Raw genomic sequence first — 13,500 nt, forward strand, 5'->3', positions numbered from 1 at the left:
TCCGATGGCCGACATCCACTACCTTGGCATCAGGCACCACGGGCCGGGATCGGCCCAGCAGGTCGTGGCGTCGCTGGATGATCTGCAACCGGCCGTCATTCTGATCGAAGGGCCCGCAGACCTGACCGACCAGATCGCCCATGTGGCCGACGCCGCCATGGTGCCGCCCGTGGCGTTGCTCGCCTACGCCAAGGATGCGCCGGAACGCGCGATATTCTGGCCTTTCGCCCGGTTTTCCCCGGAATATCAGGCCATGCGCTGGGCGCTGGCCCGCAACATCCCGGTCGCTTTCATTGACCTGCCCGCATCCGCCACCCTGTCAGAGGAGGCCGAAGACCGGCTATCGCCCGAAAACCCCGTGGCCCGCGACCCCATCGGCGCGCTGGCGGGGGCTGCCGGGTACGAAGACGGCGAAAGCTGGTGGTCCGACGTGATCGAAGAAAACCCGGAGCCCGGCACGCTCTTTGACGCCATCGGCGACGCCATGGGCACCCTGCGCGAGGGCCACGATCCCGACACCCGCGAGGCTATGCGCGAGGCGCATATGCGGCGCGCCATCGGCAAGGCGGCCAAAGGTGCGGACGGCCCGGTCGCCGTAATCTGCGGTGCCTGGCACGTGCCCGCCCTGCGCCAAAAGCTCAAAGCGTCAGACGACAACGCCCTGTTGCGCCACCTGCCCAAGGTCAAGGTGCAGGCGACATGGGCGCCCTGGACATCACCCCGGCTGGCCCGCGCGACCGGTTACGGGGCAGGGGTGGCGGCCCCGCTTTGGTACGATCACATCTGGGAAAACGGCACCGGGCCAAAGGCTGACGCGCTCTGGGTCGCGCGCATGGCGCAGGTCCTGCGGGATGAAGGGTTTGACGCCTCCACCGCCAGCCTGATCGAAACGGTCCGGCTCACGCGCAATCTGGCGGCCGTGCGCGACCGGCCCGCGCCGGGGTTTGAGGAAATGCGCGATGCGGCGATTTCCACCCTGATGATGGGCGAACCGCTGCAATGGCGGATCATCGAAACGCGCCTGCTTCTGGGCGCGCAGGTCGGACAGATCCCCGGCAACCTGCCACTGGCCCCGCTGCTGGAAGACCTGCAGCAACAGCAAAAGAAACTCCGGCTCAAGCCAGAGGCGCTGGAACGGGAACTTTCGCTTGACCTGCGTACCGACAGCGGGCTGGCTCGGTCTACCCTTCTGCACCGGCTGACTGCACTTGACGTACCATGGGGCAAGCTGATTGATCCGGGCCGCAGCCGCGGCACGTTCCGCGAAAAATGGATGCTGCAATGGGACGCGGAATTCGCCGTGCGCCTTGTCGAACATCTGGTCTACGGCCCCACCATCGCCGCCGCCGCCGCCGGGCGCCTGACCGAGGCGATGCAGGGCGAGGCGCGGCTGGCCGATGTGGCCGAACGAGTGCGCGACGCGCTGGTGGCGCAATTACCAGAGGTCGCCAGCATCGGCATCGACCGGCTTGATGCGCTGGCCGCCGAAACGGATGACTGCGCACTGATGCTGACCGCGCTGCAACCCATCGTCGACACGTTGCGCTATGGCACCGCCCGCGACATGGCGCTTGATAGGATGAAGGCTTTGCTGGACCGGCTGATCGTGCAGGCGGCACTGGCCCTGCCACGCGCCGCGCGCGGTCTGGACGCGGAAGAGGCGGAACGCCTGCTCAGCCTGATCGCCGCAGCCGACCGGTCCATCGCGCTGGCCGAACGGTCGGATGCCGTCCTTGACCTGTGGCTGTCCGCCCTGCACGACACAGGTACCTCCGACCATACCGTGCCTCTCGTCGGCGGCCTGACAGCACGGCTCGCCTACGAGGCAGGGCGATTGAACGCCGACCAGATCGCAACCATCATGTCCCTGCGCCTGTCACGCGCCAAACCAGCCAGCGAGGCCGCCGCCTTTTTCGAAGGGTTCTTTACAGGGGCGGGCCTCAAACTCGTCCACGATGCCGACCTGCGGGGGGCGGTGGATGCCTGGGTGATGTCACTCGACGATGAGGCATTCACCGAAAACCTGCCCCTGTTCCGGCGGGTGTTTTCCACGCTTGACGCCAATGAACGCAAGGTGTTGCTCGAACATCTGCTGGGCAAGGTCAGCGGTGGCACCAGTGCCGATTTCGCCCCCGATGCCGACCAGATATGGGCGGCCCAGATGGCAACGCTGACACGCATTTTCGGGTGCGGCACATGACCGATGAACACGAACGCCGCTGGCGCATGGCGCTGGGCGAAACAGAAGATGCCGGGGCGCTGTCCGACCGCGACATGGCGATCAGCGCGGCGCTTGATGCGCTCTATCAGGACAGCGGCGGCAAGGGTGCGGGGCTTGGCAAATCCGCGCCCAAGGTTTCGCGCTGGCTGGGCGATATCCGCGAATACTTTCCCGGCACCGTGGTGCAGGTCATCCAGAAAGACGCGTTCGACCGGCTTGGCCTCAAACAGATGCTGCTGCAGCCCGAATTCCTCGAAGCGCTCGAGGCTGACGTGCATCTGGTCGCCGACCTCGTCTCGCTCCGCTCCGCCATGCCCGCCAAAACAATCGAAACCGCTAGGATCGTGATCCAGAAGGTCGTGGATGAACTGATGGAGCGGCTTGAGAAAAAGACAGCAGAGGCGATCCGCGGTGCCATCAACCGCTCTGTCCGCACCAACCGGCCCCGGTTCAACGATATCCACTGGCCGCGCACCATTCAGGCCAATCTGCGGCACTATCAGGCGGAATATCAAACCATCGTGCCGGAAAAGCTGATTGGCTTCTTGCGCCAGCAACGCCGGATCACAGATCTGGACGAGGTGACACTTTGCGTGGACCAGTCCGGGTCGATGGCGACATCGGTCGTTTATTCCTCGATCTTCGCGGCGGTCATGGCGTCGATCCCGTCGGTCCAGACCAAACTGGTCTGCTTCGACACTGCCATCATCGACCTGACCGAAGAATTGGAAGACCCGGTGCAGGTCCTGTTCGGGGTCCAACTGGGCGGCGGCACCGATATCAACCGGGCGGTGGCCTATTGCGAAGAACGGATCGAACGACCGACCAAATCGCACCTGATATTGATCACCGACCTGATGGAAGGGGGCGATGCCAAGGCGCTGATCGCGCGGTTGATGGCGCTCAAGGCATCCGGGGTCAACGTGATCGTGCTGCTTGCACTCACCGATACCGGCCAGCCCTATTACGATAAAGATATGGCCGGCAAGGTCGCCAGCCTGGGCATCCCGGTTTTTGCCTGCACCCCCGATCAGTTCCCCGATCTGATGGCCACCGCCCTGCGGCGCGAAGACGTGCAAAGCTGGGCCGCGACCGAGGATATCAAGACGATCAGACCGGGCGACCAATCACACGACTGATCGCGACTATTGCGGCTTGTAGCTGGCAAATGAACCAAGGGCATCATCGATATCGGCCTGCGACAACAACACCGGTGTGCCGCTGGACAGTGCAAGAATGTAGACGCGGGCCAGATTTTCCAGCTCTTCCATGCGCCACAGCGCGCGGTCCAGCGTAGGGCCAACCGTCGTGGCACCGTGATTGGCCATCAGGCAGCCGTCACGATCTTTCAGCGCGTCCGCGACCATCGCCGCCAGCTCCGGGCTGCCGAACAATGCATAGCCTGTGATCGGCACATCACTGCCGCCGAATGCTGCAATCATGTAGTGCACCGGGGGAATGCCCCGACGCTGGGTCGCAATCGCCGCGGCATGGGCGGGATGCGCGTGCACCACGGCACCGACATCAGGGCGGGCCTGCATGATGGATTGGTGAAACCGCCATTCGGTTGATGGCTTGCGGTCCGCCGGGTCCGGGTCACCGTGCAAGGGCAGCTTGCAGATCATATCCGGGGTCATTTCGACATAGGGCACCGCCGAGGGGGTGATCAGCAGGCCATCCGCCACTCGGGCCGACACATTGCCAGCGGTTCCCTGATTAATTCCAGATGCCTCCATCCGCAGGCAGGTATCTATGATCGCCTGTCGGGTCTCTGTCGTGTCGGGCAGGCAGGTGGTCATTCCGCCGCCTGCGCCATTTCAGGGAAAAGACCGGCCAGCCCTTCGGCTGTGGCAGGACAAACCCCCCGTTCGGTGATCAGGCCGGTGACAAGCCGATTTGGGGTCACATCAAAGGCGGGGTTGCCGCCTGGGGTCCCCATCGGCGTGACCTGCACCTCACCGATCTGACCATCAGGAGCGAGCCCCTGAATGTGAGTCGTTTCACGGGCGTTGCGTTCTTCAATCGGGATATCGGCGACGCCATCATCGACTGTCCAATCGATCGTGGGTGAGGGCAGGGCGACATAGAACGGCACACCATTATCCTTTGCGGCCAAAGCTTTTAGATAGGTGCCGATCTTGTTGCACACGTCGCCCCGCCGTGTTGTCCGGTCGGTGCCAGTGATGACCATGTCGACCTGCCCGTTTTGCATCAGATGCCCACCGGCATTATCGGTGATATAGGTGTGGGGGATCCCGTGGCTGCCCAGTTCCCACGACGTCAACGCACCCTGATTGCGCGGGCGGGTTTCATCGACCCAGATGTGCAGCGGAATGCCCTCATCATGGGCGTGATACATGGGGCTGGTCGCGGTGCCCCAATCAACCGTAGCGATCCAGCCTGCGTTGCAATGGGTCAGTAGGCGCACGGGTTCGCCCGCGGGTTTTTTCGCGGCGATGTCACGGATCAATTCCAGCCCGTTCAGACCGATATTGCGGTTGATTTCGACATCTTCATCCGCGATCTCATGCGCCAGTCTCAGCGCCGCCGCTGCTCGATCCGCTTCCGCCAATGGCAGCAGCGCTGCTTGGCACCGGTTCAGCGCCCATCGCAGATTGATGGCAGTCGGGCGGGTGGCGTTGAGATACTCCCAGACCTTGTTCATATGGGCGTCGCTTGGGTCCAGCTTCATCGCCAGAGCCATGCCATAGGCGGCGGTTGCGCCGATCAGTGGCGCGCCACGTACCCGCATTTCCACGATTGCGGCGGCGAAATCCTCAAGCGTTTCGACGGATTGAACGCGGAAGTCATGTGGCAACCAGCGCTGGTCAATGATCTGAAGCGCGCCTTTGGCATCGTCCCACCAGAGCGAACGGTAATGCGTCCCGTTTACCTTCATGAATGCTCCCACCTTTGCTTCATTCGCGCTTAGCTTGCGCCTTTCAGGCCTGGCCTGCAACTGCCGAGCCGGCATCACGGTTCAAATATGGTGACAGTGACGGTTAACCTGTCGATTGCAGGGTGGTGCGCAAAAGCTGATCGGCGTCTGCCTCTGCATGGCGACGGTGCAACAGACGGCTGAAACGCGCTGGTGTCATGGGCCGATAAAATGCAAAACCCTGACCCATCTCAATCCCGGCCGCATTCAGTTCCCGCGTGATGTTCTGGGTCTCAACCCCCTCTGCGACCAATTGGAATCCATTCGTCTGGGCAAGCTCGCGCATGGCCTTGACGATGATCTGACTGCTTTCGTCAGTGTCCAGATCCTCGATCAAGGATTTGTCGATCTTCAGGATATCGGTCGGATACCGGCCCAGATAGCCAAGTGAGGAATATCCGGTGCCGAAATCGTCAATGGCAATCCGGATCCCTTGCGCGCGCAGGTCGCGCAGGTTCGCCTGCACGGCGTCGCTGTCCAGCAGCAATCCGGTCTCGGTCACTTCGAGCCAAAGCCGCTGCGGGGCAAAGCCGGTTTTGCGCAGGATATCGGCGACGCGGCTGGCCAGATTAGTCTGCTGCAGATCGGCAGAGTTCATATTGACCGACAAAAATCGGGCGCCGGGCCAGGCCTTGGCGTTTGTAGCGGCGACCTGCAGAATATAGTCAAGAAAGGCTGGCCCCGACCCTTCGGCCTGAGCCACGGCGACAACTTTTTCAGGGTTGATCGCGCCGAGGATCGGATGATCCCAGCGCGCCAAGGCCTCTGCCCCGACGATGGCGTCGGTTTTCAGATCAACGATGGCCTGAAACTCCAGCGTCAGATGCCTTTTCTGCATTGCATCTTGAATGTCATTGGCGAGCAGACGGTCCCGATGAATTTCGATACCGATCGCGGCGTCGTAGACGCTGACCTCACCCTTGCCGCGGGATTTTGCCCGATAAAGGGCGCGGTCAGCCTCAACCTCAAGCGCGCGCAGCGATGCGCTAACATCATCAGCAACGCTGATCCCGATACAGCAGGATAGGGGGATTTCCGCCTCGCCAAAGTGAAAACGTCCATTAATGCGGGCGACCAGATCGCGCGCCCAGGCGGTCTCATCCGTATCTGACGGGACAAAGGCCAGCGCCACAAATTCATCGCCGCCTTTTCGTCCGATCAGGCTGGGCAGGTGGAACTGTGCTTCAAACCTGGAGGCCAGGGTTCGGATCAGGACATCACCTGCTGCATGGCCGAAATTGTCATTCACCGGCTTCAGATTATCGGCATCAATAAAGACAAAAAGAGCCTTCTGATCAGTGTTGGCCGGATCGGTGAGTGCGTTGCGCGCCCGCTCGTTGAAGGTCGAATAGTTCAGAAGGCCGGTCATCGTATCGCGAGTGGCAAGCTGATAGATCTTGGCCTTGGCCTGGGTTTCGGCGGTCACATCCTTGATATAGCCGTGATAGCCGGCTGTGGGCCCGCTTTCTCCGGGGTCGGGGCGGCTTGCCAGCCGGATCACACGGTCATGATGGATCTTCAGAGTGGTTTCGAAATTGCCGGACAAGGTGTTGTCGGGGGACTGCAGATGCGACACTTGCATGCTGAAATCGGGATTGTGATCTGTCGCTTTCGCCTGATCCAGGATCGTCAACAGGTTGGGCTCGGCCATCTTGGGGGCAGGCAGGCCGAGCATCTGGCACAGTGGCTCAGGATCGGTCCTCAGGGTCAGGTCCTTATCGGCACGCCATATATACTGGCCGCCTTCCCCTTGAAACGTGTCCAGCAGCAAGGCTACCACATCGCGCTGACGTTCGGCTTCCATCTTGCCCAGTAGTTCGGACAGAAACATGCTGGTATGACGCCGGACCGAAAAATAGACGATAAAGCAGAACGCAGCGATCACGATGCCGAAGGGCAGGATCGGCAGGATGCCATTGAAGATGATCATCACAAAGGCAACGCATGACAGTGTCGATGTATAAAGCAGCCCTGCCAGCGGCACCGGATAAAGCGCTAATGCGCCACCTGCGATCATACCCGCAACCAGCGCGCTGAGAAACGCAACCTCCAGCAATTCCCCATGGGGCAGCAGCACTATCAACGGGTAACACCAGACCAACGCAAGCAGTGCGGACGAAATCACGATCTTGCCCGGTGCGCGCGGACTGGCCGTGGGGCGCCGGGGTGCTTTTTTGAAACGATGGGCGCTGCGCAGCCCGTAAATGGCAAAGGCAACAACGATGGCCGACCAGGCGAGCGTCCAGCCCGAAAGACTGCCAACATGATGTTCAAGCGCGATGAGCGCTGCGATGTTCAGGATGTTGGCGATCATCATGGGCTGGGACGTGGCCATGATGGCCGAGATTTGCGCCTTGCGCACGACGCCCTGACGATCGCGCACCAGATCGGCAGATGCGTCCGCCCGGTGTTGAGATAACATCCTGGTCGTCAGGTAATCTGATAACTGGCCAAGATACGTGGCGGCACTCATCTTCAATCCAACTGCTTTTGAGTCTGCCGCTTACCTTACGTTAACGAACCTTTCCAAAAGGTTAATGAACCAGAGGTAGAATGTCGGGTCCAACTTCAACCCCTGCAAGGTTTGACGAAAGCCACCAGATGGATTAGAACAAACATAGAACATTAGTTGGGATTCGGTGTGTCGTGTATGGGTTCGCTTCGGGTGCAGAAACGTCTTGCAGGTCAGGTTCGCCAGCCCGATCCGCTGACACATACCCTGTCCGAAGCCTTTCCCGAAACTGCCACCGATGCCGCAGCTGTCGGCTTTGTCCTGGCCCGCTTGCCCCGCACGACCGCGCCAATCCTGTGGGTGCAGGACCGACTTTCACGCAAGGAGGCGGGGCGCCCTTATCTGGCGGGGATCGGTACGGACAGGCCTTTGATCATGGTCAGCCTGTCCCGCGCTGCGGATGTGCTCTGGGCGATGGAGGATGGATTGCGATGCAAGGCGTTGGGTGGCGTGATTGGCGAGGTATGGGGCGATCCGCCCGTGCTCGACTTTACCGCCACCAAAAGGCTGGCGATGCGGTCCGAGGCAGCGGATGTGCCCTGCTGGCTGATCCGGCGCGCGGCCAGTCCCGACCTGAGCGCGGCACGCGACCGCTGGCGTATCGCCTCGCTGCCTTCCGCCCCCCATCCACACGATGCCCAAGCACCAGGCCTGCCGCGCTGGTCGCTCGATTTGTTTCGCTCGCGCCGCTCCAAACCGGGGCAATGGGTGGCCACCTATGACCGGGCGGCGGATCGTCTCGATCTGTCTGCCGCAGTTCGCGATGGAACGCTGGCAGTGGGTCATGGAACGGCAAGGCAACGGGCCGCCGGATGACATCCCTATCGTTCTGGCGCGCGAGGGGCATCATGGCCCGGTGATCCACGCCGCCAACCGGACCGCACGGCTTTCGGGGATCAACCCGGGGTCGCGGGTGGTCGATATGCGGGCAATCTGCCCTGAACTGCAGGTCGAATATGCCGATCCGGCAGGAGACCGGGCCGCATTGGACCGGCTGGTGATCTGGGCACGGCGCTGGTGCCCATGGACGGTGCGCGATGGCGATAACGGGCTGATCCTTGATACCACCGGGGCTGACCATCTGCTGGGTGGCGAGGCCGTAATGCTGGTGGAGATGGAAACGCAGCTTTCCCTGCTGGGGTTGAGCGCCCAGTTGGCCATTGCTCCCACATGGGGGGCGGCCTGGGCGCTGGCGCGGTTCGGGCCGGTGCGATCAATTTGCGGGCCGGATGAGATGGGGTTCAAGCTGGGCGCACTTCCCGTCACGGGGCTGCGGCTGGATGATGACACTGTGCTACTTCTGCGCCGCCTGGGGCTGAAAACCATTGGTGCGGTGATGGATGTACCCCGCCTGTCGCTGACCCGGCGGTTCGTCAAGGCGGGGCTGACGTCCAACCCGCTTTTGCGGCTTGATCAGGCGCTGGGCAAACTGGCCGAACCGGTCGCCAGCGTCGATGCCAAAGCGCGGTTTCGGGTGCAAAGTCGGCTGGCCGAACCGATCTTTGACCCGACACCCTATCTGCCGGAGTTGTGTGAAAACCTTTGCGAGGCACTCAAACAGGCCGGTCAGGGCTGCCGCCGCCTGCACCTGATGGTCTATCGCACCGATGGGGATGTCAGCCATGTTGATGTGGCGACCTCTGCCACGACCCGGGATCCAAACCACCTGCATGGGCTGTTCCGGGATAAGGTCGAGCGGATCAACCCCGGTTTCGGTTTTGATCTGATCACGCTTGAGGCGGGTGGTGTGGAGGATATGCAGGTGGTCCAGAACCGCCTTGATGGCGGATCGGACGATGATCTGCATCTGACCCGGTTGGTGGACAGGCTTAGCGCGAAATTCGGGGCGCGCACCGTGACCCGGCCGATCTTGCGAGAAAGCCACGTGCCCGAACGGGCCGAAACGCAAGTGGCCGCCTTGGTCAAACTGGCCGATGTCCCTGCACCTGTGGCCAAGGACCGGCCCATCCGCCTGTTTGACCACCCCGAAGAAGTGCGCGTGCTTTATGCCGTCCCTGAAGGCCCGCCCGCGCAATTCATCTGGCGCAGACAGACGCATCGGGTGGCCCGTTATGCCGGCCCTGAACGGATCGCACCCGAATGGTGGCATGACCGGCCGGGCACCCGGCTGCGGGATTATTTCAAGGTCGAGGATCAGGCGGGGCGACGCATCTGGCTTTACCGCGAGGGCTTGCACGAAGACGGGCGCGGCGGCGACCCGCGCTGGTTTGTGCATGGGTGTTTTGCGTAATGGGTATTCTGGTGCAACAGAGGGCGGCGCCCGACCCTGGGTGGGCGCTGAGAGGGGGCATGTGGCGACCAAAGTCGCAACAAACGCGGCGGTATTTCTGTAGGCTGAGGTTGCAATGCGCCCTCCCGGGGGGAGGGTCAGGCGCCGGCAGGGCAAGCCGGGCGAAAGCAGAAAGCAACCGCCATGCCTGAAATGGACAACCAGCGCCCGCGGCGCACGATTGAAGATGACGGGTTTTGCCAGAACCCGCGTGCTGCTTATGTTGAACTCGGCATCAGCACATGTTTTTCCTTTCTACGCGGGGCCTCGGACGCGGTGGACCTTGCCACGACGGCCAACGCTTTGGGCTATGACAAACTGGGCTGCGCCGACCTCAACACAATGGCAGGCGTCGTCCGGCTGCATGCGGAAGCGCTGAAGGCGCAAATTACTCCGGTCATTGGGTGCCGGCTGCAACTTGTCACGGGCGAAGAATTCCTGGCCTACCCCCGCAACCGGGCAGCCTATGGGCGGCTTTGCATGCTGCTGTCCAAGGGAAAAATGCATGACACCAACGGCGACTGGCAGGCCAAGGGGGCCTGCGATATCACGCTCGATGACCTCGCCAGACACAGCGCCGATGTCCAACTGATCGCAATGCCCGGCGCAGATCTGAACCATTTCAGCGCCGGGTTCCGGCGGCTGAAACGGGCGTTGCCCACACTGAAATACATTGCCGCCAGCTATCTTTACCACGGCGACGACCGGGCGCGGATCAACCGGCTGGATCAACTGGCACGGGGCAATGGCCTGTCGATCCTCGCCACCAATGACGTGCGCTATCATGTGCCTGACAGGCGGCCTTTGCAGGATGTGATGACCTGCATCCTGCACAAGACGACAATTCAAAAGGCAGGGTTCTTGCTGGATGCTAATGCCGAACGCTACCTGAAATCGCCTGCGCAAATGGTGCAGCTTTTCAGCAACTGGCCGCATGCGATCCGGGCAACGCGGGACGTGGCGGATGCCTGCGATTTCGACCTGCGCGAACTGGCCTATGAATATCCGCGCGAAACCGTGCCGGAGGGGCGGACGCCACAGGAATATCTGGAGGAACTGACATGGAAAGGGGCCGCCTGGCGCTATCCTAACGGTGTGCCAGAGACGTTGAAAGACACGTTGCGCAAGGAACTGGCCCTGATCAAAAAGCTGGAAATTGCCCAATATTTCCTGACAATCCAACAGGTTGTGAACTACGCGCGTTACGACTGCAAACCCCCGATCCTGTGCCAAGGCAGAGGATCAGCCGCCAACTCTGCCGTGTGTTATGTACTGGGGATCACCGCCGTGGACCCAGATAAAAACGACCTGCTCTTCGAACGTTTCATCAGCGAGGAACGCAAGGAACCCCCCGATATCGACGTCGATTTTGAACATGAACGACGCGAGGAGGTGATCCAGCATATCTATGATAAATATGGGCGCGACAGGGCGGCGCTGTGTGCCACCGTGATCCATTATCGCCCCCGCATGGCCGTGCGCGAGGTGGGTAAGGTCATGGGGCTGTCGGAGGATATCACCAGCGCGCTGGCCAAGACGATCTGGGGGTCATGGGGCCGCGAGGTTGGCGCGCGCGAGGCGGCAGAGGCGGGAATTGACCTGAACGACCCGCTGATGGCGCGCACGATCAAGCTGGCGGACCAGATGATCGGCATGCCCCGTCATCTGGGCCAGCATGTAGGCGGGTTCATCCTGACCGAGAAAAAGCTGATCGAAACCGTACCCGTAGGCAACGGGGCGATGCCCGACCGGACCTTCATCGAATGGGACAAAGACGATATCGACGAATTGCGCATCCTCAAGGTCGATGTGCTCGCACTTGGGATGCTGACCTGTATCCGCAAGGCGTTCGATCTGATCGATGCGCATTACGGAAAAAAACTGACGCTCGCCAGTATCGAAGAGGGCGATAAAGCCACCTATGACATGCTCTGCAAAGGCGACAGCCTTGGTGTGTTTCAGGTCGAAAGCCGGGCGCAGATGAACATGCTGCCCCGGCTGAAACCGCGCGAGTTCTACGATCTGGTCATTCAGGTCGCCATTGTCCGGCCCGGCCCGATCCAGGGCGACATGGTTCATCCCTACCTGCGTAGGCGTGCCGGGAAAGAGCCAGAAGATTACCCGTCACCCGCCCCGCCGCATGATCCGAACGAATTGCGCAAGGTGCTGTCGCGGACGAAGGGCGTGCCGATCTTCCAGGAGCAGGCGATGAAGCTGGCCATGGTCGCGGCAGAGTTTTCCCCGGACGAGGCGAACCAGCTGCGCAAAGCCATGGCGACGTTCCGGTCCAAAGGCACTATCGGTGAGTTGGAAGACAAGATGGTCAGCCGCATGATCCGCCGCGGCTACGACCCGGAATTTGCGCATCGCTGTTTCAACCAGATCAAGGGGTTCGGCGATTATGGCTTTCCGGAAAGCCACGCGGCAAGCTTTGCGCATCTGGTCTATGTGTCCAGCTGGATCAAATGCCACTATCCGGATGTATTCTGCGCGGCGCTGCTGAACGCGCAGCCTATGGGGTTCTATGCCCCGGCCCAGATCGTACGAGATGCTCGCGAACACAAGGTGATCGTGCGCGCTCCTGATGTGAACTACTCCGATTGGGACAACACGTTAGAGCCGATCAGCCCCGGTGTTTTTGCGGTCCGCCTCGGGTTGCGGCAAGTCGATGGCGTGCGCGAGGAAATGGCCGAGCGGATGATGCGCGCGCGCCAGCAGCCCTTTACCGAGCTTGCCGATCTGAAGAAACGTGCAAGGCTGGATGCGGGCACCATGCGCAAACTGGCGGCAGCGGATGCGGTGCGCTCGATGATGCTGGACCGGCGGCAGGCGCTGTGGGATGCGCGGGCGCTGCGCGATGCGCCTGATCTGCCGCTTTTCATCGACAAAAGGGACGAAGGCGAGGAGGTGCGTTTTGATCTACCACAGATGCCGATCAGCGAACATGTGGTGGCCGACTATCAGACCACGCGCCTGTCGCTGAAGGCGCATCCGATGTCATTCCTGCGCAAAAGCATGGGCAAGCAGGGGTATCGCACGACGGCTGCGCTGAATGACATGCGTAACGGGCAGTCGGTGAAGCTGGCTGGGATCGTGCTGATCCGGCAACGGCCGGGCAGCGCAAAAGGTGTTTGCTTCATTACACTTGAGGATGAAACCGGCGTGGCAAATCTGGTCGTCTGGCCAAAGGTGATGGAGGCATTTCGCAAGGTGATCATGCGGGCTCGTATCATTGATGTAAGAGGGTATGTGCAGCGGGACGAGGATGTGATCCACGTCGTTGCCACACATCTTGCGGACCGCAGCGATGCGCTGGAACGACTGTCAAACGACGTGATGGAACCCCCGCTTGCGCGCGCCGATGAGGTCAAGAAGGCCCTGCCCAACAGCACCCATGGCCATCCACGCAATGTGCGGGTGATCCCAAAATCGCGCGATTTTCATTAGCTATTGTATCTGTCAGAGGTCCTGAGTACCGCGTTTCCCCGCGATAAATGAAGCGATATTACAATTATGGCCAATTGCATGCGGTAGTCGCG

Annotated in this window: 8 protein-coding genes; 5 read left to right on the top strand and 3 right to left on the bottom strand. The window is 61.3% G+C overall.

What is annotated here, in order from left to right; genetic code table 11:
- Positions 1-4 precede the first annotated feature (4 nt).
- Positions 5-2,200 carry a DUF5682 family protein gene (locus tag ACFWW4_RS11865; protein WP_411891047.1) on the top strand — a complete coding sequence of 732 codons (2,196 nt, stop codon included), beginning with the start codon at positions 5-7 and terminating at the stop codon, positions 2,198-2,200.
- Positions 2,197-3,360: a VWA domain-containing protein gene (locus ACFWW4_RS11870; protein ID WP_411891048.1), complete on the top strand. Its 1,164-nt coding sequence runs from the start codon at positions 2,197-2,199 to the stop codon at positions 3,358-3,360. Before ACFWW4_RS11865 ends, ACFWW4_RS11870 begins: the two co-directional genes overlap by 4 nt.
- Positions 3,361-3,366: 6 nt before the next feature.
- Here ACFWW4_RS11870 and ACFWW4_RS11875 read toward each other — a convergent pair whose 3' ends face one another.
- From ACFWW4_RS11875 to ACFWW4_RS11885, 3 genes are all read right to left on the bottom strand, one after another.
- Complete coding sequence (locus ACFWW4_RS11875) at positions 3,367-4,020, bottom strand: class II aldolase/adducin family protein (protein ID WP_411891049.1); 654 nt, start codon at positions 4,018-4,020, stop codon at positions 3,367-3,369.
- A complete protein-coding gene (gene mtnA / locus ACFWW4_RS11880; protein ID WP_411891050.1) occupies positions 4,017-5,120 on the bottom strand; it encodes an S-methyl-5-thioribose-1-phosphate isomerase in 1,104 nt (367 codons plus the stop codon). The genes ACFWW4_RS11875 and mtnA overlap by 4 nt, the downstream gene beginning before the upstream one ends.
- 103 nt (positions 5,121-5,223) lie before the next feature.
- A complete protein-coding gene (locus ACFWW4_RS11885; protein ID WP_411891051.1) occupies positions 5,224-7,632 on the bottom strand; it encodes a putative bifunctional diguanylate cyclase/phosphodiesterase in 2,409 nt (802 codons plus the stop codon).
- Positions 7,633-7,809: 177 nt separating this feature from the next.
- Between ACFWW4_RS11885 and ACFWW4_RS11890 the strand changes: the two genes are divergently transcribed.
- The 3 genes from ACFWW4_RS11890 to ACFWW4_RS11900 all read left to right on the top strand — a co-directional run bounded on the left by ACFWW4_RS11890 (position 7,810) and on the right by ACFWW4_RS11900 (position 13,408).
- A complete protein-coding gene (locus tag ACFWW4_RS11890) occupies positions 7,810-8,487 on the top strand; it encodes an ImuA family protein (RefSeq protein WP_411891052.1) in 678 nt (225 codons plus the stop codon).
- Complete coding sequence (locus ACFWW4_RS11895) at positions 8,456-9,922, top strand: Y-family DNA polymerase (RefSeq protein ID WP_411891182.1); 1,467 nt, start codon at positions 8,456-8,458, stop codon at positions 9,920-9,922. The genes ACFWW4_RS11890 and ACFWW4_RS11895 overlap by 32 nt, the downstream gene beginning before the upstream one ends.
- A 183-nt stretch (positions 9,923-10,105) precedes the next feature.
- On the top strand, positions 10,106-13,408 hold the full coding sequence (locus ACFWW4_RS11900; RefSeq protein ID WP_411891053.1) for an error-prone DNA polymerase: 3,303 nt from the start codon (positions 10,106-10,108) through the stop codon (positions 13,406-13,408).
- Positions 13,409-13,500: the final 92 nt, after the last annotated feature.

Source organism: Yoonia sp. SDW83-1 (assembly GCF_046762885.1).
GTDB lineage: Bacteria > Pseudomonadota > Alphaproteobacteria > Rhodobacterales > Rhodobacteraceae > Yoonia.